General features: G+C 61.8%; 17 protein-coding genes and 4 tRNA genes. 19 read left to right on the top strand and 2 right to left on the bottom strand.

What is annotated here, in order from left to right; all coding sequences use genetic code 11:
* The first annotated feature begins 40 nt into the window (after positions 1-40).
* From DM373_RS15255 to DM373_RS15230, 6 genes are read left to right on the top strand one after another with little or no spacing between them, the layout of a single operon-like run.
* A complete protein-coding gene (locus DM373_RS15255) occupies positions 41-1,135 on the top strand; it encodes an ABC transporter ATP-binding protein (RefSeq protein ID WP_110994363.1) in 1,095 nt (364 codons plus the stop codon).
* On the top strand, positions 1,135-2,232 hold the full coding sequence (locus DM373_RS15250) for an ABC transporter ATP-binding protein (RefSeq protein ID WP_110994362.1): 1,098 nt from the start codon (positions 1,135-1,137) through the stop codon (positions 2,230-2,232). Before DM373_RS15255 ends, DM373_RS15250 begins: the two co-directional genes overlap by 1 nt.
* On the top strand, positions 2,229-3,092 hold the full coding sequence (locus DM373_RS15245) for a carbohydrate ABC transporter permease (RefSeq protein WP_110994361.1): 864 nt from the start codon (positions 2,229-2,231) through the stop codon (positions 3,090-3,092). Before DM373_RS15250 ends, DM373_RS15245 begins: the two co-directional genes overlap by 4 nt.
* Positions 3,093-3,095: 3 nt before the next feature.
* Positions 3,096-3,896, top strand: coding sequence for a carbohydrate ABC transporter permease (locus DM373_RS15240; protein ID WP_110994360.1), 801 nt, complete (start codon positions 3,096-3,098; stop codon positions 3,894-3,896).
* 12 nt (positions 3,897-3,908) lie between these two features.
* The gene (locus DM373_RS15235) at positions 3,909-4,181 is read left to right on the top strand and encodes a DUF2160 domain-containing protein (protein ID WP_110994396.1); all 273 of its coding nucleotides are present in this window, start codon (positions 3,909-3,911) and stop codon (positions 4,179-4,181) included.
* Positions 4,182-4,219: 38 nt separating this feature from the next.
* Positions 4,220-5,959, top strand: a complete 1,740-nt coding sequence (locus tag DM373_RS15230; protein ID WP_110994359.1) for an ABC transporter substrate-binding protein — start codon at positions 4,220-4,222, stop codon at positions 5,957-5,959.
* Between the two features lie 160 nt (positions 5,960-6,119).
* Here the strand turns inward: DM373_RS15230 and folD are convergent, their stop codons facing one another.
* Complete coding sequence (gene folD / locus DM373_RS15225; protein ID WP_110994358.1) at positions 6,120-6,974, bottom strand: bifunctional methylenetetrahydrofolate dehydrogenase/methenyltetrahydrofolate cyclohydrolase FolD; 855 nt, start codon at positions 6,972-6,974, stop codon at positions 6,120-6,122.
* 256 nt (positions 6,975-7,230) lie between these two features.
* Here folD and DM373_RS15220 point away from each other — a divergent pair.
* The 11 genes from DM373_RS15220 (at position 7,231) to DM373_RS15170 (ending at position 16,903) form a co-directional block, all read left to right on the top strand.
* Positions 7,231-7,307: transfer RNA gene (locus DM373_RS15220), tRNA-Arg, on the top strand.
* A 34-nt stretch (positions 7,308-7,341) separates the two neighbouring features.
* Positions 7,342-7,417: transfer RNA gene (locus DM373_RS15215), tRNA-His, on the top strand.
* 57 nt (positions 7,418-7,474) lie between these two features.
* Positions 7,475-7,559 (top strand) — tRNA-Leu (locus DM373_RS15210).
* A gap of 36 nt (positions 7,560-7,595) precedes the next feature.
* Positions 7,596-7,671: transfer RNA gene (locus tag DM373_RS15205), tRNA-His, on the top strand.
* Between the two features lie 223 nt (positions 7,672-7,894).
* Positions 7,895-8,191 (top strand): DUF6388 family protein, encoded by a 297-nt coding sequence (locus DM373_RS15200; RefSeq protein ID WP_110994357.1) that lies wholly within the window; start codon positions 7,895-7,897, stop codon positions 8,189-8,191.
* 251 nt (positions 8,192-8,442) lie between these two features.
* Complete coding sequence (tig, locus tag DM373_RS15195; protein WP_110994356.1) at positions 8,443-9,756, top strand: trigger factor; 1,314 nt, start codon at positions 8,443-8,445, stop codon at positions 9,754-9,756.
* A gap of 91 nt (positions 9,757-9,847) precedes the next feature.
* Positions 9,848-10,489, top strand: a complete 642-nt coding sequence (clpP, locus tag DM373_RS15190) for an ATP-dependent Clp endopeptidase proteolytic subunit ClpP (RefSeq protein ID WP_110994355.1) — start codon at positions 9,848-9,850, stop codon at positions 10,487-10,489.
* Between the two features lie 108 nt (positions 10,490-10,597).
* The gene (gene clpX, locus DM373_RS15185) at positions 10,598-11,881 is read left to right on the top strand and encodes an ATP-dependent Clp protease ATP-binding subunit ClpX (protein ID WP_110994354.1); all 1,284 of its coding nucleotides are present in this window, start codon (positions 10,598-10,600) and stop codon (positions 11,879-11,881) included.
* Between the two features lie 153 nt (positions 11,882-12,034).
* Positions 12,035-14,431, top strand: coding sequence for an endopeptidase La (gene lon / locus DM373_RS15180; protein WP_110994353.1), 2,397 nt, complete (start codon positions 12,035-12,037; stop codon positions 14,429-14,431).
* Between the two features lie 153 nt (positions 14,432-14,584).
* On the top strand, positions 14,585-14,857 hold the full coding sequence (gene hupB, locus DM373_RS15175; RefSeq protein ID WP_054892387.1) for a nucleoid-associated protein HU-beta: 273 nt from the start codon (positions 14,585-14,587) through the stop codon (positions 14,855-14,857).
* Between the two features lie 186 nt (positions 14,858-15,043).
* Positions 15,044-16,903: a SurA N-terminal domain-containing protein gene (locus DM373_RS15170; protein ID WP_110994352.1), complete on the top strand. Its 1,860-nt coding sequence runs from the start codon at positions 15,044-15,046 to the stop codon at positions 16,901-16,903.
* 63 nt (positions 16,904-16,966) lie between these two features.
* Here DM373_RS15170 and DM373_RS15165 read toward each other — a convergent pair whose 3' ends face one another.
* Positions 16,967-18,007, bottom strand: coding sequence for a patatin-like phospholipase family protein (locus DM373_RS15165; protein ID WP_110994351.1), 1,041 nt, complete (start codon positions 18,005-18,007; stop codon positions 16,967-16,969).
* A gap of 153 nt (positions 18,008-18,160) precedes the next feature.
* On the opposite strand from DM373_RS15165, the gene DM373_RS15160 reads away from it, so the two are divergent.
* Positions 18,161-18,439 carry a hypothetical protein gene (locus DM373_RS15160; RefSeq protein ID WP_110994350.1) on the top strand — a complete coding sequence of 93 codons (279 nt, stop codon included), beginning with the start codon at positions 18,161-18,163 and terminating at the stop codon, positions 18,437-18,439.
* Positions 18,440-18,453: 14 nt separating this feature from the next.
* Positions 18,454-19,221 carry a CHAD domain-containing protein gene (locus DM373_RS15155; RefSeq protein WP_110994349.1) on the top strand — a complete coding sequence of 256 codons (768 nt, stop codon included), beginning with the start codon at positions 18,454-18,456 and terminating at the stop codon, positions 19,219-19,221.
* Positions 19,222-19,255 lie beyond the last annotated feature (34 nt).

The following is a 19,255-nucleotide window of genomic DNA, read 5'->3' as shown; positions in this document are numbered from 1 at the left end:
GGCTGGGGTGGATGGACAACCATCACAAGAAGGCCACGCCATGTCCCTGGTGCTGGAGCAGGTATGCCGCAGTGTCGACAACCAGCTGTGGATCGACGACGCCAACCTGCGCTTCGAGCCCGGCTCGTTCAACGTGCTGCTGGGCCGCACCCTGGCCGGCAAGACCAGCCTGATGCGCCTGATGGCCGGCCTCGACCGCCCGGACAGCGGCCGCGTGCTGATGGATGGCGAGGATGTCACCGGGCGTCCGGTGCGCCTGCGCAACGTATCGATGGTCTATCAACAGTTCATCAACTACCCCACGCTCACGGTGTTCGAGAACATCGCCTCGCCGTTGCGCCAGGCGCGCATGGCCGAACCGGAGATTCAGCGGCGAGTGCGCGAAACGGCCGAGATGTTGCGCATCGCGCCCTTTCTCGGGCGCCTGCCGCTGGAACTGTCGGGTGGCCAGCAGCAGCGCACCGCCATGGCCCGGGCATTGGTCAAGGATGCCTCGCTGATCCTGTTCGACGAGCCCTTGGTCAACCTCGACTACAAGCTGCGCGAGGGCCTGCGCCAGGAGCTGCGCAGCCTGTTCGCCGAGCGCAACTGCATCGCCGTGTATGCCACCACCGAGCCCAACGAGGCGCTGGCGCTGGGTGGCACCACCACCTTGCTGCACGAAGGCCGGGTGATCCAGAGCGGCCCCACCACCGAGGTGTATCAACGGCCCGCCAGCGTGCTGGCCGCCGAGCTGTTCTGCGAACCGCCGATCAACCTGGTGCCGGGGCGCATCGTCGGCAACGAGGTGAGCCTGGCCGGTGCCGTGCACTTCGCCCGCACGGCCGACCTGCGCGACCTGGCGGACGGCAATTATCGTTTCGGCATTCGCCCCGGCCACCTGGCCCTGGTGCCGTCGCGCGACGATGACCTGGAGCTGGCGGTGCTGGTGGAACTGGCCGAGATCAGCGGCTCGGAAACCTTCCTGCATGTGCGCAACGAGCACTGGCGCATGACCCTGCACCTGCCGGGCGTGCATGAGTATCAGGTGGACACGCCGATCCGCGTGTTCGTCCCCACCCACAAGCTGTTCATCTTCGACAGCGCCGATGCCCTGGTGCAGGCGCCACGCCTGCGTGACGCGAGGAGCGCCTGATGGCCGAGATCCGCCTGCACCAACTGGCCCACAGTTACAGTCGCTCGCCCGCAAGCACCGACGACTACGCCCTGCATGAGCTGGAGCATGTGTGGGCTCAGGGCGGCGCCTATGCCTTGCTCGGGCCGTCCGGCTGCGGCAAGTCGACCTTGCTCAACATCATCTCCGGGCTGCTCGCGCCCTCCCATGGCGAGGTGCTGTTCGACGGCAAGGTGGTCAACGCCTTGACCCCGCAGCAGCGCAACATCGCCCAGGTGTTCCAGTTCCCGGTGGTGTACGACACCATGACGGTGTTCGACAACCTGGCCTTCCCCCTGCGCAACCAGGGCTTGGACGAGGCGCGGGTGCGCGCGCGGGTCGAGGAAATCGCCGAGGTACTGGAGCTGACCGCGGTGCTGCACAAGCGCGCACGCAACCTCAGCGCCGACGAAAAGCAGAAAGTCTCCATGGGCCGCGGGCTGGTACGCGACGACGTTTCGGCGATCCTCTTCGACGAGCCGCTGACGGTGATCGACCCGCACCTGAAATGGAAGCTGCGGCGCAAGCTCAAGCAGATCCACGAACAGTTCAACATCACCATGATCTACGTCACCCACGATCAGTTGGAGGCCTCGACCTTCGCCGACAAGATCGCGGTGATGCACGCCGGGCGCATCGTCCAGTTCGGCACCCCGCGCGAACTGTTCGAACGGCCCCGGCATACCTTCGTCGGCTATTTCATCGGCAGCCCCGGGATGAACCTGATCGATGTGCGCGCCGAGGCCGACGGCGTGAGTTTTGGCGATGTCCATCTGGTGTTGCACGAGGGGGTGCGTGAGCGCCTGGCAGCGTCCGAAGGCGGGCGTTTGCAGGTGGGCATCCGCCCGGAGTTCGTGCAGGTTTGGGAACACCCCTTCGACAGCGCCTTCGAGACGCGCGTGGTGGACGTGGAGGATCTGGGCACCTACCGCATCCTCACGCTGGTGCTGGCGGGGGTCACCCTCAAGGCGCGCCTGGGCGAGGACCGGGTGGTGCCCCATGGCCGGGCATGGGTAAGCCTGCCGCCGCAATGGCTGATGCTCTACCTGGACGACCTGCTGGTGGAGGCCGAGGCATGAACAAGGTGCAGAACAACAAGGCCTGGTGGCTGGTGCTGCCGGTATTCCTGCTGGTGGCGTTCAGTGCCGTGATCCCGATGATGACCGTGGTCAACTACTCGGTGCAGGACATCTTCGATGCCTCCAACCGTTACTTCGTCGGCGCCGACTGGTACCGCCAGGTGCTGCGCGACCCGGCACTGCATGATGCGCTGCTGCGCCAGTTCATCTATTCCGGGTGCGTGCTGGTCATCGAAATCCCGCTGGGCATCGCCATCGCCCTGACCATGCCGACCCGTGGGCGCATGGCGTCGGTGTGCCTGATCCTCATGGCCATCCCCTTGCTGATCCCGTGGAACGTAGTGGGCACCATCTGGCAGATCTTCGGCCGCGCCGACATCGGCCTGCTCGGCGCGACGTTGGCCAAGCTTGGGGTCAACTACAACTATGCCGGCGACCCGTTCGATGCCTGGATCACCGTGCTGGTGATGGACGTGTGGCACTGGACTTCGCTGGTGGCGCTGCTGTGCTATTCGGGCTTGCGCGCCATCCCCGACGTGTACTACCAGGCCGCGCGCATCGACCGGGCATCGGCCTGGGCGGTGTTTCGCCATATCCAGCTGCCCAAGCTCAAGAATGTGCTGCTGATCGCGGTGATGCTGCGTTTCATGGACAGCTTCATGATCTACACCGAGCCGTTCGTGCTCACTGGCGGCGGGCCGGGCAACGCCACCACGTTCCTCAGCCAGACCCTCACGCGCATGGCGGTGGGGCAGTTCGACCTGGGGCCGGCGGCGGCGTTCTCGCTGGTGTACTTCCTGATCATCCTGCTGGTGTCGTGGCTGTTCTACACAGCCATGACCCACGCCGACAAGGAGTAGGCCATGAGCAAGCGCAAGACGGTGGCCCTGCTGTTGTACTTCTTCTTCCTGCTGGTGCCGATCTACTGGTTGCTGAACATGTCGTTCAAGAGCAACAGCGAGATCCTCGGTGGGCTGACGTTGTGGCCGCAGGCATTCACCTTCGACAACTACCGGGTGATCTTCACCGACGCCAGCTGGTACAGCGGCTATATCAACTCGCTGTACTACGTGTGCCTGAACACGCTCATCTCGCTGACGGTGGCCTTGCCGGCGGCCTATGCCTTTTCGCGCTACCGCTTTCTTGGCGACCGGCACCTGTTCTTCTGGCTGCTGACCAACCGCATGGCGCCGCCGGCGGTGTTCCTGCTGCCGTTCTTCCAGCTGTATTCGTCGATCGGCCTGTTCGATACGCACATTGCCGTGGCCCTGGCCCACTGCCTGTTCAACGTGCCACTGGCGGTGTGGATCCTGGAGGGTTTCATGAGCGGGGTGCCGAAGGAAATCGATGAAACCGCCTACATCGATGGGTACAGCTTCCCGCGGTTCTTCGTGAAGATCTTCATCCCGCTGATCGGTTCGGGGATCGGCGTGACGGCCTTCTTCTGCTTCATGTTCTCGTGGGTCGAGCTGCTGCTGGCACGCACCCTCACTTCGGTGAACGCCAAGCCGATCGCGGCGGTGATGACCCGCACGGTGTCCGCCTCGGGTATCGACTGGGGCGTGCTGGCTGCCGCCGGGGTGCTGACCATCCTGCCGGGCATGCTGGTGATCTGGTTCGTGCGCAACCATGTGGCCAAGGGCTTCGCCCTGGGCCGGGTGTGAGGAGGGCGGATGATGGAGTGGATGGCCTGGACCCTGCCGACCGCGCTGTTCTTCTCGGCGATCGGCCTGTTGTTGATGTGCATGACCCTGTTCGAACTGCGCCGCCCGTGCCTGGAGCGCCGCGGTTTTCTGCCGATTGCCACGACCCGTGGCGACCGGCTGTTCATCGGCTTGTTGGTCAGCGCCTACCTGCATCTGCTGGTGGTGGGGGTGAGCGACTGGCCGTTGTGGGTGGCCTCGCTGCTGTCGCTGGCGTGGCTGGTGGTGGTGCTGCGCTGGGGTTGAGCCTGGGGCAAGGATCCTTCTGCAATCTGGAGATCACAATGTTCGATAACGACAACAAACGGCGACATTTGACCCTGGCCGCACTGCTGGTGCTGGCCGGCCTGCACGGCACGGCCTGGGCCGACCAGTACGAAGACGCGGCGAAAAAATGGATCGGCAGCGAGTTCAAGCCTTCGACCCTGACCCCGGAGCAGCAACTCGAAGAGCTCAAGTGGTTCATCAAGGCCGCCGAGCCGTTCCGTGGGATGAAGATCAACGTGGTGTCGGAAACCATCACCACCCACGAATACGAATCCAAGGTGCTGGCCAAGGCCTTTACCGAAATCACCGGTATCCAGTTGACCCACGACCTGCTGCAGGAAGGCGATGTGGTGGAAAAGCTGCAGACGCAGATGCAGTCGGACAAGAACATCTATGACGGCTGGGTCAACGATTCCGATTTGATCGGTACGCACTTTCGCTATGGCAAGGTGGAATCCATCACCGACCTGATGGCCAATGAGGGCAAGAACTACACCTCGCCAACCCTGGACCTGAAGGACTTCATCGGCATTTCCTTCACCACCGCGCCGGACGGCAAGATCTATCAGTTGCCTGACCAGCAATTCGCCAACCTCTACTGGTTCCGCGCCGACTGGTTCGAGCGCCCGGACCTGAAAGCCAAGTTCAAGGAGAAGTACGGCTACGAGTTGGGCGTGCCGGTGAACTGGTCGGCTTACGAGGACATCGCCAAGTTCTTCAGCGAGGATGTCAAGGAGATCGACGGCAAGCGGGTCTATGGCCACATGGACTATGGCAAGAAGGACCCTTCGCTGGGCTGGCGTTTCACCGATGCCTGGTTTTCCATGGCCGGCGGTGGCGACAAGGGGCTACCCAACGGCCTGCCGGTGGACGAGTGGGGCATTCGCGTGGAGGACTGCCACCCGGTGGGTTCGAGCGTGACCCGCGGCGGCGACACCAATGGCCCGGCGGCGGTGTTCGCCACGCAGAAGTACGTGGACTGGATGCGCGCCTACGCCCCCAAGGAAGCCCAGGGCATGACCTTCTCCGAGGCGGGCCCGGTGCCGGCTCAGGGCAACATTGCCCAGCAGATCTTCTGGTACACCGCCTTCACCGCCGACATGACCAAGCCTGGGCTGCCGGTGGTCAACGCCGACGGCACGCCGAAGTGGCGCATGGCGCCCTCGCCCAAGGGACCGTACTGGGAGGAGGGGATGAAGCTCGGTTACCAGGACACCGGCTCCTGGACCTTCTTCAAGTCCACCCCCGAGAAACAGCGCCTGGCGGCCTGGCTGTATGCTCAGTTCGTCACCTCCAAGACGGTGTCGCTGAAGAAGACCGTCGTTGGCCTGACGCCGATTCGCGAGTCGGACATCAACTCCCAGGCCATGACCGACCTGGCGCCCAAGCTGGGCGGGCTGGTGGAGTTCTACAGAAGCCCGGCGCGGGTGCAGTGGACGCCGACCGGCACCAACGTGCCGGATTATCCGCGCCTGGCGCAGCTGTGGTGGAGCCATATCGCCGAGGTGGCCAGTGGCGAGAAGACGCCTCAAGAGGCGCTGGACGGCCTGGCACGGGATCAGGATCGCATGATGGAGCGGCTGCAGCGCTCCAACGCGCAGGCTACCTGTGCGCCGAAGCTCAACCCCGAGAAGGATGCCCAGTACTGGTTCGACCAGCCGGGGGCGCCGAAGCCGAAGCTGGCCAACGAAAAGCCCAAGGGCGAAACGGTCAGCTACAACGAGCTGCTCAAGTCGTGGGAGGCGGCGCGCAAGTGATCGGTTAGCTTCAATGGCCTCATCGCGGGGCAAGCCCGCTCCCACGCTGTGCAGCGCCATGTAGCGTGGGAGCGGGCTTGCCCCGCGATAGGTTTTTTGCAAAAAAGCCAGGCAAAAAAAACGGCACCTGCCAGAGGTGCCGTTTTCGCTTTACGCCAACTTACTTGTGCAGCTCTTCAGCGGCATACAGCGTGTTTTCCAGCAGGCATGCGCGGGTCATCGGGCCGACGCCGCCGGGGACCGGGGTGATCCAGCCGGCGCGGGGCAGGGCGGTCTCGTAGACCACGTCGCCGACCAGCTTGCCGTCTTCCTGGCGGTTGATGCCGACGTCGATGACGATCGCGCCTTCCTTGACCCACTCACCCTTGACCAGGCCCGGCTTGCCAGCGGCGACCACCAGCAGGTCGGCACGGCCGACGTGGCCGGCCAGGTCCTTGGTGAAGCGGTGGCAGACGGTGACGGTGCAGCCGGCCAGCAGCAGTTCCATGGCCATCGGGCGGCCGACGATGTTGGAAGCGCCGACGATGACCGCATTCATGCCGTACAGGTCCTGGCCGGTGCTTTCCAGCAGGGTGATGATGCCCTTTGGAGTGCACGGGCGCAGCAGCGGGATGCGTTGCGCGAGGCGGCCGATGTTGTACGGGTGGAAGCCGTCGACGTCCTTGTCCGGGCGGATGCGTTCGAGCAGCAGCGAGGCGTCCAGGTGCGCGGGCAGCGGCAACTGCAGCAGGATGCCGTCTACGGCCGGGTCGTCGTTGAGGCGGTCGATCAGCTCGGTCAGGGCCTGCTGCGTGGTCTCGCTGGGCAGGTCGAAGGCCTGCGAGATGAAGCCGACTTCTTCGCAGTCCTTGCGCTTGTGCGAGACATAGACTTGGGAGGCCGGGTCGGTACCGACCAGGATCACTGCCAGGCCCGGCGTGCGCAGGCCCTGCTGGCGGCGCTCCGCGACACGTTGCGCGATCTGCTTGCGCAGGTTGGCGGCGATCGCCTTGCCATCGATAAGGTGTGCAGTCATAGACGCGTGATTAACCATCGAGAAGGAAACATGAAGAAGCGCGCATTCTCGCACGACACGGCGCAAGGGCAAAGGCGGGTGGTCGGGCAAATCCCCTAACCCCTTCAATAATTTAAATTTTTTTCAGAAACATGTTGACGACTTTGAGGGTCGGCTATAAGATTCGCCGCACTTGTCGGGCACTGCCTGGCACGGGTTGGCAAAGTCGGACAGAGCAAGCGGTTTGTTGGCTTGTTAAGTCGGACTGAAAGCTTAAGCGCCCGTAGCTCAGCTGGATAGAGCATCCGCCTTCTAAGCGGATGGTCGCAGGTTCGAGTCCTGCCGGGTGCGCCATTAGGCCTGGGCAAGTAAGCAGTAACGCAATATGGTGGGCGTAGCTCAGTTGGTAGAGCGCCGGATTGTGATTCCGGTTGTCGTGGGTTCGATTCCCATCGTCCACCCCAGATTCGGCAGAGGCGCCAGGATTGAATGATCAGGCGCCTTTGTTTTAAGCGCTTCATGCGGACGTGGTGAAATTGGTAGACACACTGGATTTAGGTTCCAGCGGCGCAAGCTGTAAGAGTTCGAGTCTCTTCGTCCGCACCATGTTTCTGTAAAGTTGTACCGCAGCACTGCATTATGGTGGGCGTAGCTCAGTTGGTAGAGCGCCGGATTGTGATTCCGGTTGTCGTGGGTTCGATTCCCATCGTCCACCCCATATTTTATGAAGGCGCCTTGATCGAAAGATCGGGCGCCTTTGTTGTTTCTGCATTGCAGGGTTTGCGGCGCTCGAGCTCGCAGCGCCAGCAAGGCCCGGGTTGAGGGGCTTGCAATCATTGCTCGACTCACCCCTTGCAATCCTCTAGTGATGCCCCAATAAAAGCTGTTAGATTTCAGCCGGTTGACCGTCCGGCCAAGATGCTGGCAGAGGAATACCGCAAATGATCGCAAAAGAAGCGCGCCAGGCCCTGGCGCTGCAACGTTTCGCCGAAGCCAACCCGCAACTGCTCGAGGAGATTCGCGAGCTGGATGCGCGCGAGCAGGCGCAGCAGATCGAATGGGCGTTCGAGGATGCCGCCGATGAGCAGGGTATCCAGCCCTGGGAGTTGGCCCTGCAATTGATCGCGCAAACGCCGGAGCAGTTGCAGGCGATGCGCCTGGAAACCCACCGCGAGGTGGCCGAGGCGCTGGGGATGGAGTGGGAAGAATACTGCCAGTTCAACGAGATCGAGCCGTAATAAAAGGCGCGTTCGGGTTGGGCGGGGTTTGTTTGACAAGGTTTTACAATCGCGCGGCCTGTGACGGCCTGCGCGGGCAACGCTTAAACAGGCTCGACGCCACGGCGCTCGGGCCTTTCAGGGAAATCGACCGGCGTGGTCTGCCGACAATCCGGGTGGGGTGACTTCTGGTGCGTGAGTCACTAGAATGCTTGCCCTTGATTCTGGAGTCGGGCTATCGCCGGCTAACGTCTGTGCAACGAGGAATATCCATGCAAGTTTCTGTTGAAAACACTTCCGCTCTCGAGCGCCGCATGACCATCGCCGTTCCGGCCGAGCGCGTCGAGAACGAAGTCAACAAGCGTCTGCAGCAGACTGCCCGTCGCGCCAAGGTTGCAGGCTTCCGTCCTGGCAAGGTGCCGATGAGCGTCATTCGCCAGCGTTTCGAAGCCGATGCCCGTCAGGAAGCTTTCGGTGACCTGGTCCAGGCCTCCTTCTACGAAGCCATCGTCGAGCAGAAGTTGAACCCGGCCGGCGCCCCTGCCGTTGAGCCGAAGTCGTTCGAAAAGGGCAAGGACCTCGAGTTCGTCGCCATCTTCGAAGTCTTCCCTGAGTTCACCGTTTCGGGCCTGGAATCGATCAGCGTCGAGCGCCTGAGCGCCGAAGTGGCCGATGCCGACCTGGACAACATGCTGGAAGTGCTGCGCAAGCAGAACACCCGTTTCGAGGCCGTCGAGCGCGCTGCGCAGAACGACGATCAGGTCAACATCGACTTCGTTGGCAAGATCGACGGTGAAGCCTTCGCCGGTGGTTCGGCCAAGGGCACTCAGCTGGTACTGGGTTCCGGCCGCATGATCCCAGGCTTCGAAGAAGGCCTGGTCGGCGCCAAGGCCGGTGAAGAGCGCGTTGTCAACGTGACCTTCCCAGAGGACTACCAGAACCTCGACCTGGCTGGCAAAGCCGCCGAGTTCACCATCACCGTCAACAGCGTTTCGGCACCTCAGCTGCCAGAACTGAACGAAGAGTTCTTCGCTCAATTCGGTATCAAAGAGTCGACCCTGGAAGGCTTCCGCACCGAAGTTCGCAAGAACATGGAGCGTGAGCTGCGTCAGGCCACCAAGACCAAGGTCAAGAACCAGGTCATGGACGGTCTGCTGGCCGCCAACCCGATCGAAGTGCCAAAAGCCCTGCTGGAAAACGAAGTTAACCGTCTGCGCGTGCAGGCTGTCCAGCAGTTCGGTGGCAACATCAAGCCTGACCAGCTGCCGGCCGAGCTGTTCGAAGAGCAAGCCAAGCGCCGCGTGGTGCTGGGCCTGATCGTCGCCGAAGTGGTCAAGCAGTTCGACCTGAAGCCGGACGACGCCAAAGTGCGTGCAATGATCGAAGAAATGGCTTCGGCCTACCAGGAGCCGGAGCAGGTCATCGCTTGGTACTACAAGAACGACCAGCAACTGAACGAAGTGCGTTCGGTTGTACTGGAAGAACAAGTTGTAGATACTGTCCTGCAGAAAGCGACTGTGACCGACAAGTCGGTCTCGTACGAAGAAGCTGTAAAGCCAGCACAGGCTCAAGCCGACGCTGAGTAACAGGCTACTCTCGTAGGAAACCCCCACAAGCCAGCCTTCGCGCTGGCTTGTGCGTATTCAAGCCATGACTATTTGGGAGTGAGTGCAGGACATGTCCCGCAATTCTTATATTCAGCAGAGCTCTGACATCCAGGCCGCAGGCGGCCTGGTCCCGATGGTTATCGAGCAGTCCGCCCGTGGCGAACGCGCCTATGACATCTACTCGCGCCTCTTGAAGGAGCGGGTGATCTTCCTGGTCGGCCCCGTAGAAGACTACATGGCCAACCTGGTGGTGGCGCAGCTGCTGTTCCTGGAAGCGGAAAACCCGGACAAGGATATCCATCTGTACATCAACTCGCCGGGCGGTTCGGTGACTGCCGGCATGTCGATCTACGACACCATGCAGTTCATCAAGCCGGACGTCTCGACCATCTGTATTGGTCAGGCCTGCAGCATGGGCGCCTTCCTGCTGGCGGCCGGTGCCGCTGGCAAGCGCCACTGCCTGCCGAACTCGCGCGTGATGATTCACCAGCCGCTCGGCGGCTTCCAGGGCCAGGCGACCGATATCGAGATCCACGCCCAGGAAATCCTCAACATCAAATCGCGCCTGAACGAGCTGCTGGCCCATCACACCGGCCAGTCGCTCGAGACCATCAAGCGCGATACCGAGCGTGACAACTTCATGAGCGCTGCGCGCGCGGCCGAGTACGGCCTGATCGACTCGGTCTACGACAAGCGGCAACTGGCATCCTGAAGCAATGCGCCAGAGCGGTCGGGTGCGCAGTGTGCCCGACCGCGGACTTGAAAAAGCCTGCGATTGCCTTCATCTTGTGTTTCAAGCCTACCGGATTGGATCGATCGAATGACTGACACCCGTAACGGCGAGGACAACGGCAAATTGCTCTATTGCTCCTTCTGCGGCAAAAGCCAGCACGAAGTGCGCAAGTTGATTGCCGGCCCCTCGGTATTTATCTGCGACGAGTGCGTCGACCTGTGCAACGACATCATCCGTGAGGAGGTGCAGGAAGCCCAGGCCGAGAGCAGCGCGCACAAACTACCCTCGCCGAAAGAAATCAGCGGCATCCTGGACCAGTACGTCATTGGTCAGGAACGCGCCAAGAAGGTGCTTGCCGTAGCGGTGTACAACCACTACAAGCGCCTGAACCAGCGTGACAAGAAGGGCGACGAAGTCGAACTCGGCAAAAGCAACATCCTGCTGATCGGGCCAACCGGCTCGGGCAAGACGCTGCTCGCCGAAACCCTCGCGCGCCTGCTGAACGTACCGTTCACCATTGCTGACGCCACCACCCTGACCGAAGCCGGTTATGTGGGTGAGGACGTCGAGAACATCATTCAGAAACTGCTGCAAAAGTGCGACTACGACGTGGAAAAGGCCCAGATGGGCATCGTCTACATCGACGAGATCGACAAGATCTCGCGCAAGTCGGACAACCCGTCCATTACCCGTGACGTCTCGGGTGAGGGCGTGCAGCAGGCACTGCTGAAACTGATCGAAGGCACTGTCGCTTCCGTGCCGCCGCAAGGTGGTCGCAAGCACCCGCAACAGGAATTCCTGCAGGTTGATACCCGCAATATCCTATTCATCTGCGGTGGCGCCTTCTCTGGCCTGGAAAAGGTCATTCAGAACCGTTCCACCAAAGGTGGTATCGGTTTCAGTGCAGAAGTGCGCAGCAAGGAAGAAGGCAAGAAAGTCGGCGAGTCTCTGCGTGAGGTCGAGCCGGACGACTTGGTCAAGTTTGGTCTCATCCCCGAGTTCGTCGGTCGTCTGCCGGTACTGGCGACGCTGGACGAGCTGGACGAGGCTGCACTGATGCAGATTCTGACCGAGCCGAAGAACGCGCTGACCAAGCAATACGCCAAGCTGTTCGAAATGGAAAGCGTCGACCTCGAGTTCCGCAGCGATGCGCTCAAGGCCGTTGCCCGCAAGGCGCTGGATCGCAAGACCGGTGCCCGTGGCCTGCGTTCGATCCTGGAAGGCGTGCTGCTCGACACCATGTACGAGATTCCTTCGCAGAAGGAAGTCAGCAAGGTGGTGATCGACGAAAGCGTCATCGAGGGTACTTCGAAGCCGCTGCTGATCTACGAAAACAGCGAGCCGCAAGCCAAGGCCGCCCCCGACGCCTGATCGGGCAAGGGGCAGCATGCAGAAAGGGGCCTTCGGGCCCCTTTTTGCATTTCCTGGTATCGGCGCTTGTAATTTCAAAGGGCTGCCCCCACATTAGCTCCAAGCACCATTTCCAACGGTTTCCGGCCACAAGGCCGCTGTAGAGGCGAAATCATGAAGACCACCCTCGACTTGCCTCTTTTGCCATTGCGCGACGTTGTCGTCTATCCGCACATGGTCATCCCACTGTTCGTGGGGCGTGAGAAGTCCATCGAAGCCCTCGAGGCGGCGATGACGGGCGAAAAGCAGATCCTCCTGCTGGCCCAGAAAAACCCTGCCGACGATGATCCGGGTGAGGATGCCCTGTACCGCGTCGGTACCGTCGCCACCGTCCTGCAACTGCTCAAGCTGCCTGATGGCACCGTCAAGGTGCTGGTCGAGGGCGAGCAGCGCGGCTCGGTCGAGCGCTTCAATGAAGTTGACGGCCACATCCGTGCCGAAGTCAGCCTGATCGACGAAATGGAGGCCGCCGAGCGCGAGTCTGAAGTCTTCGTGCGCACCTTGCTGTCGCAGTTCGAGCAGTACGTCCAGCTGGGCAAGAAAGTCCCGGCCGAAGTGCTGTCTTCACTCAACAGCATCGAAGAGCCGGGCCGCCTGGTCGACACCATGGCCGCGCACATGGCCTTGAAGATCGAGCAGAAGCAGGAAATCCTCGAGATTGTCGAGTTGCAGGCCCGTGTCGAGCACGTGCTGGCGCTGTTGGATGCCGAGATCGACCTGTTGCAGGTCGAGAAACGCATCCGTGGCCGGGTCAAGAAACAGATGGAGCGCAGCCAGCGCGAGTACTACCTGAATGAGCAGATGAAGGCCATTCAGAAAGAGCTCGGCGATGGCGACGAAGGTCACAACGAAGTCGAAGAGCTCAAGAAACGCATCGAAGCCGCCGGCCTGCCGAAGGACGCCCTGACCAAGGCCCAGGCCGAGCTCAACAAGCTCAAGCAGATGTCGCCGATGTCCGCAGAGGCCACCGTGGTGCGTTCGTACCTGGACTGGCTGGTGCAGGTGCCGTGGAAGGCCCAGAGCAAGGTGCGCCTGGATCTGGCCAAGGCCGAAGAGATTCTCGATGCCGACCACTATGGCCTGGAAGAGGTCAAGGAACGCATTCTCGAATACCTCGCCGTGCAGAAGCGGGTGAAGAAGATTCGCGGCCCGGTGTTGTGCCTGGTCGGCCCGCCTGGCGTGGGCAAGACCTCGCTGGCCGAGTCGATTGCCGCTGCCACCAATCGCAAGTTCGTGCGCATGGCCCTCGGTGGCGTGCGTGACGAAGCAGAAATTCGCGGTCACCGTCGTACCTACATTGGTTCGATGCCGGGCCGCCTGATCCAGAAAATGACCAAGGTGGGCGTACGCAACCCGCTGTTCCTGCTCGACGAAATCGACAAGATGGGCAGCGACATGCGTGGCGACCCTGCGTCGGCGCTGCTGGAAGTGCTCGACCCGGAGCAGAACCACAACTTCAACGATCACTACCTGGAGGTCGACTACGACCTGTCGGACGTGATGTTCCTGTGCACCTCGAACTCGATGAACATCCCGCCGGCGCTGCTCGACCGCATGGAAGTCATCCGTCTGCCGGGGTACACCGAGGACGAGAAGATCAACATCGCGGTCAAGTACCTGGTGCCCAAGCAGGTCAAGGCCAACGGCTTGAAGAAGGATGAGCTGGAGGTCGACGTTTCGGCGATCCGCGACATCATTCGCTACTACACCCGCGAAGCCGGTGTGCGAGGCCTGGAGCGACAGATCGCCAAGGTGTGTCGCAAGGTGGTCAAGGAGCACACTGGGCAGAAGCAGGTCAAGGTCAAGGTCTCCGGCGAGCAGCTTGAGCAACTGCTGGGCGTGAAGAAATTCCGCTATGGCCTCGCCGAGCAGCAGGACCAGATCGGCCAGGTTACTGGCCTTGCCTGGACCCAGGTGGGCGGTGAGCTGCTGACCATCGAAGCCGTGGTCATTCCCGGCAAGGGCCAGTTGATCAAGACCGGCTCGCTGGGCGACGTCATGGTCGAGTCGATCACCGCTGCGCAAACCGTGGTGCGAAGCCGTGCCGCGAGCCTGGGGATCGCTGCAGACTTCCATGAGAAGCGCGACGTTCACATCCATATGCCCGAGGGTGCCACACCCAAGGATGGCCCGAGCGCAGGCATCGGCATGTGCACCGCATTGGTCTCGGCGTTGACCCAGATCCCCGTGCGCGCAGATGTCGCGATGACCGGCGAGATCACCCTGCGTGGTCAGGTCCTGGCCATTGGTGGCCTCAAGGAAAAACTGCTGGCGGCACACCGTGGCGGGATCAAGACGGTGATCATTCCCGAGGAGAATGTTCGCGACTTGAAGGAAATTCCGGAAAATATCAAACAGGATCTTCAGATCAAACCGGTCAAATGGATTGACGAAGTCCTCCAAATTGCGCTGCAATACGCCCCGGAGCCCTTGCCAGATGTGGCTCCGGAGATTGTCGCCAAAGATGACAAGCGCGACAGCGATGCTAAGGAAAGAATCAGCACGCATTAGTAAGTATTTCGCTGGGGGGCTTTGGTTGACAGCTTTTTCGGGCCCTTGCTATAAAGCGGCACGCCATTGTCAACAGGCCACCCAGCGCTCGTTACACACGCTTTTCATTACATACTTAGAAACAAACTCAATAGAGAAATAAGGGGACTTAGAGTGAACAAGTCGGAACTGATTGACGCTATCGCCGCATCCGCTGACATCCCGAAAGCTGTTGCCGGCCGCGCGCTGGACGCAGTAATTGACTCCGTGACCGGTGCCCTGAAAGCAGGCGACGACGTCGTTCTGGTTGGCTTCGGTACCTTCTCGGTCAAAGAGCGCGCCGAGCGCACCGGCCGTAACCCGCAAACCGGCAAGGCGATCAAGATCGCTGCCGCCAAGGTTCCAGGTTTCAAGGCTGGTAAAGGCCTGAAAGACGCCGTCAACTAAGTCGTCTCTTTCAGCCGGCCCAGGCTTCGGCCAGGGTCGACCGCGTGACGGGCGGGTTCGCAAACGTTCCCGCTGGTACGCAAGCTTCGAAAAGGGCGCATCCACTGGATGCGCCTTTTTTCTATCAGGATTCTACCCACGCTCCGCGGTTGTCGACGCAGTGGTACAGCCGTTTCTGGGGGACGCATGCTGCAGAATATCAGGGACAATTCACAAGGTTGGATTGCCAAGACCATTATCGGCCTCATCGTCGTGCTGATGGCATTGACCGGCTTCGAGGCCATCTTCCAGGCCGCTACCCACAGCCAGGACGCCGCCAAGGTAAACGGCCAGACCATCAGCCAGAACGAGCTGAGCCAGGCCGTGGACATGCAGCGCCGCCAGCTGATGCAACAGCTGGGCAAGGACTTCGACCCTGCGCTGCTGGACGAAAAGATGCTGCGCGAGGCTGCGCTCAAGGGGCTGATCGATCGCAAACTGCTGTTGCAGGGCGCCGAGGATGCCAAGTTCGCTTTCTCCGAAGCTGCACTGGACCAACTGATCCTGCAGACGCCTGAGTTCCAGGTGGATGGCAAGTTCAGTGCCGAGCGTTTCGATTCGGTCATCCGCCAGATGGGCTACGGCCGCATGCAGTTCCGCGAGATGCTCGCCCAGGAAATGCTCATCGGCCAGTTGCGCACCGGCCTTGCCGGCAGCAGCTTCGTCACCGACAAGCAGGTTGAGGCGTTCGCCCGCCTGGAGAAGCAGACCCGTGATTTCGCCGCCGTGACCTTCAAGGCCGACCCGGCTGCGGTCAAGGTCAGCGACGACGAGGTGAAGGCTCACTACGACCAGCACGCCAAGGAATTCATGACCCCCGACCAGGTGGTGATTGATTACATCGAGCTGAAGAAGTCGGCCTTCTTCGACCAGGTCAAGGTCAACGACGACGAACTCAAGGCGTTGTACGACAAGGAAATCGCCAACCTGGGTGAGCAGCGCCATGCCGCGCACATCCTCATCGAAGTCAACGACAAGGCCAACGATGCCCAGGCCAAGGCCCGCATCGAAGAAATCCAGCAGCGCCTGAACAAGGGCGAGGATTTTGCCAAGCTGGCCAAGGAGTTCTCTCAGGACCCAGGCTCTGCCAACACCGGCGGTGACCTTGGCTTTGCAGGCCCGGGCGTGTACGACCCGGCCTTCGAAGAGGCGCTGTACAAACTGAACAAGGATCAGGTATCCGCCCCGGTGCGTACCGAGTTCGGTTACCACCTGATCAAGCTGCTGGGCGTCGAAGCGCCGGATGTACCCAGCTTCGCCAGCCTGAAGGACAAGCTGACCCACGAGCTGAAAACCCAGCAAGTGGAGCAGCGCTTCGTCGAGGCCACCAAGCAGCTTGAAGATGCCGCGTTCGAAGCCTCCGACCTGGGTCAGCCGGCTCAGGACCTTGGCCTGAAAGTGCAGACCTCTGCGGCATTCGGCCGTGAAGGTGGCGAGGGCATTACCGCCAATCGTGCGGTGATCCAGGCCGCCTTCAGTGAAGAAGTGCTGGAGGAGGGCGCCAACAGCAACGGCGTCGAACTGGATCCGGAGACCGTGGTCGTGCTACGCGTCAAGGAGCATCGCAAGCCTGAGCAATTGCCGCTGGAAGCTGTGGCCAAGAACATCAGTGAGCATCTGGCCAAGGAGAAGGCGACTGCCGAGCTCAAGGGCAAGGCTGACAAGCTGATTGCCGGCCTGCGTGACGGTTCGATCAAGGCCGCAAGCCAGAACTGGAAGGTCCAGGAAGCCGCTACCCGTGGCCAGGACGGCATCGACCCTGCCGAGCTGCAGGCGGTGTTCCGCCTGGGCAAGCCGGCGTCCAAGGACCAGCCGGTGTACGGCAGTGTGGTGCTGGGCGACGGTAGCCTGGTGGTGTTGCAGCTCAAGGGTGTCAACGAAGGCGCTGCCGCCACCGACGAAGAGAAGGCGCAGATCCGTCGCTACCTCGCTTCGCGTGCCGGTTCGCAAGACTTCGCGGCCTACCGCAAATGGCTGGAAAGCAGTGCCGACATCACTCGCTACTGAGTGATGCAGCAATGACCAAACAGGCCGCTTACGCGGCCTGTTTGGTTTCTGCTGCTGGGGCCTCTAACGGCGCACCCCCTCATGGCTGTCCAGCGTATCCCGGGCAATCTCGCGCCCCAACGCGATCAGTTCAGGCGCCTTGTAGAACTCGAAGAACCGGCATACCCGCTTGGGTACGTTGATCAGCACATCCGGCGGATAACCGGCGATCTTGTATTGCGCCAATGAGGTCTGCATCACCTCGAAGCTCTGGTTGATCAGGTCGAGCAGCGAAGCAGGGCCGACGTTGTCGATGATGAACGAGCCGGTCGCGGACTTTGGCGCGCCTTCGGTTTCGGGCGCCGCGGCAGGCTGCTGGCCCTGTGGCCCTGCGCTTTCGCCCAGCCAGGGGTTGGGCGGGGTCAGGCCGTCAGCGGTGATTTCCTGTTCGATGCGCATCAGCTCCTCAGCGGGTTTGCGGCGAAACGGCAGGTGCGAGCCGAGCGAGCTGATCAGTGAGTCGAAGCGCATCTTGAAGGCTGCCGGGCGTTCGATCACCGGCAACTGGTACTGCTTCTGGTTGGTGGCGTTGAGGTTGACGGCAATGATCAGGTCGCAGTGGCTGGACACCACCGGCACGATCGGCAGGGGGTTGAGGATGCCGCCATCGACCAGCATGCGATTGCCTTGTACGACTGGGGTGAACAGGCTGGGGATCGCCGCCGAGGCGCGCATCGCCTGATGCAGGCAGCCTTCCTGGAACCAGATTTCTTGCTGGTTGGTGAGGTCGGTGGCCACCGCCGTGTAGGGGATGCGCAGTTGCTCGATGTTGATTTCGCCAACGATCTTGCGTATCTGTCCGAACACCTTGTCGCCACGGATTGCCCCCAGGCGAAAGCTGACATCCACCAGCCGCAGCACGTCCAGGTAGTCCAGGCTTTCGATCCAGCTGCGGTATTCGTCGAGCTTGCCGGCCGCGTAGATGCCACCGATCACCGCGCCCATGGAGCATCCTGCAATACAGGCGATTTCATAACCGCGTCGCTCGATTTCTTCGATCACGCCGATGTGCGCGTACCCCCGGGCACCGCCCGAGCCGAGCACCAATGCCACGCGTTTGCTCATGGTCTTCCCCCTGCGTATTGTGCAACCACGGCCCAACAATGCACCCATTGTTGCCTGTGCTTCAATGTAGCCCGCACTGGGCTACGCTGAGCAGGCAACTTTCTGCTCGCTGTGCCGTCGAACGACCACTTTTTCACCTTTGAGGTAACACCGATGAAAGCCTGGATCACCCTTCCTCTGATTGTCCTGGCGTTGGCCGGCTGCGCGGGCAAGACGGCCTATCGCGACAGTTGCGGGACCCAGCTCGATGCTGCGTGGAAGGAACTGGACCTGGCCAAGGCCGAAGGCTTCGCCGGTACTGTCAGCTATTCCAAGGCACTGTCACTGCTGACTGGGGCCAAGACCCAGCAGCAGTTCGAGGCGTTCGAAGGCTGTACCCACAAAGCCGAGAAGGCGCGCTTCTATATTCGTGAGTCCCGCGCCGGGCGTTGACCGAGGAGCGCGCCATGTCCGCCATGCTCGACCATGTGGTTATCCAGGTACTGACGCTGCAGGTAAGGTTGCTGGCCTGCCGGGAGCGGCTGGCTGCCGATACCGACAGCGAGGCACTGCATGACCTGCGTATCGCCCTGCGGCGTCTGCGCAGCCTCATGCGCCCGCTGCGTGGCTTGCCGGGGGTGGAGCAACTGGAGGGCGCGGCGCAGGCGCTGGGTACCTTGACCACGCCGCTGCGTGACCGCGAGGTGCTGGCGGCGCAGCTCATCCAGCGCGGCCACTTGCAGGCCGGGCAGCGCCGCCTGGAGGGCAGGGCGCGTACGTTCGCCAGCGTGGCGCGTAGCCCCCAGCTTGCGCGCGTACTGGCGATTCTCGACGTGTTCCCGCTGTTCCTGCGTGCGGCCGACCGTGAAGGGCTGGTGCAGCGGCTGGAGCGGCGTGTCGACAGGCGCCTGGTCAAGCAGTGGCGTACTTTGGCGCAGGCGCTGGAAGATCCGGCCCACGACCGGCATCGCTTGCGCTTGTTGATAAAGCGCGTGCGCTACGGTGACGAGGCCTACCCGCAGCTCGATCACGCCGGCAAACAGCTGCAAAGGCTGTTGAAGAAAGCCCAGGGCGACCTGGGCGACTGGCATGACCGTTTTCAATGGTTGCTGCAAGTACGTGAGCACAGCGACCTCGCAGGCTGCAAGGTGGCCTGGGAGCACGAGCTGCATGCCGCCGAACGCACCTCCGATATCACCCTCGAGGCGTTGCGCAAGGCCGTGGCGCGCCGATAGCCCGGCAAATGACCGATATGCGGGCTGCCGCACC

This window comes from Pseudomonas sichuanensis, assembly GCF_003231305.1.
Classification (GTDB): Bacteria; Pseudomonadota; Gammaproteobacteria; order Pseudomonadales; family Pseudomonadaceae; genus Aquipseudomonas; species Aquipseudomonas sichuanensis.
The sequence above is the reverse complement of the archived record's forward strand: the minus strand, read 5'-3'. Positions and strand labels throughout refer to the sequence as shown.

Coding starts and splice junctions, on each gene's coding strand:
- DM373_RS15255 (WP_110994363.1), top strand. CDS start 41: ATGTCCCTGGTGCTGGAGCAGGTATGCCGCAGTGTCGACAACCAGCTG.
- DM373_RS15250 (WP_110994362.1), top strand. CDS start 1,135: ATGGCCGAGATCCGCCTGCACCAACTGGCCCACAGTTACAGTCGCTCG.
- DM373_RS15245 (WP_110994361.1), top strand. CDS start 2,229: ATGAACAAGGTGCAGAACAACAAGGCCTGGTGGCTGGTGCTGCCGGTA.
- DM373_RS15240 (WP_110994360.1), top strand. CDS start 3,096: ATGAGCAAGCGCAAGACGGTGGCCCTGCTGTTGTACTTCTTCTTCCTG.
- DM373_RS15235 (WP_110994396.1), top strand. CDS start 3,909: ATGGAGTGGATGGCCTGGACCCTGCCGACCGCGCTGTTCTTCTCGGCG.
- DM373_RS15230 (WP_110994359.1), top strand. CDS start 4,220: ATGTTCGATAACGACAACAAACGGCGACATTTGACCCTGGCCGCACTG.
- folD (WP_110994358.1), bottom strand. CDS start 6,974: ATGACTGCACACCTTATCGATGGCAAGGCGATCGCCGCCAACCTGCGC.
- DM373_RS15200 (WP_110994357.1), top strand. CDS start 7,895: ATGATCGCAAAAGAAGCGCGCCAGGCCCTGGCGCTGCAACGTTTCGCC.
- tig (WP_110994356.1), top strand. CDS start 8,443: ATGCAAGTTTCTGTTGAAAACACTTCCGCTCTCGAGCGCCGCATGACC.
- clpP (WP_110994355.1), top strand. CDS start 9,848: ATGTCCCGCAATTCTTATATTCAGCAGAGCTCTGACATCCAGGCCGCA.
- clpX (WP_110994354.1), top strand. CDS start 10,598: ATGACTGACACCCGTAACGGCGAGGACAACGGCAAATTGCTCTATTGC.
- lon (WP_110994353.1), top strand. CDS start 12,035: ATGAAGACCACCCTCGACTTGCCTCTTTTGCCATTGCGCGACGTTGTC.
- DM373_RS15170 (WP_110994352.1), top strand. CDS start 15,044: ATGCTGCAGAATATCAGGGACAATTCACAAGGTTGGATTGCCAAGACC.
- DM373_RS15165 (WP_110994351.1), bottom strand. CDS start 18,007: ATGAGCAAACGCGTGGCATTGGTGCTCGGCTCGGGCGGTGCCCGGGGG.
- DM373_RS15160 (WP_110994350.1), top strand. CDS start 18,161: ATGAAAGCCTGGATCACCCTTCCTCTGATTGTCCTGGCGTTGGCCGGC.
- DM373_RS15155 (WP_110994349.1), top strand. CDS start 18,454: ATGTCCGCCATGCTCGACCATGTGGTTATCCAGGTACTGACGCTGCAG.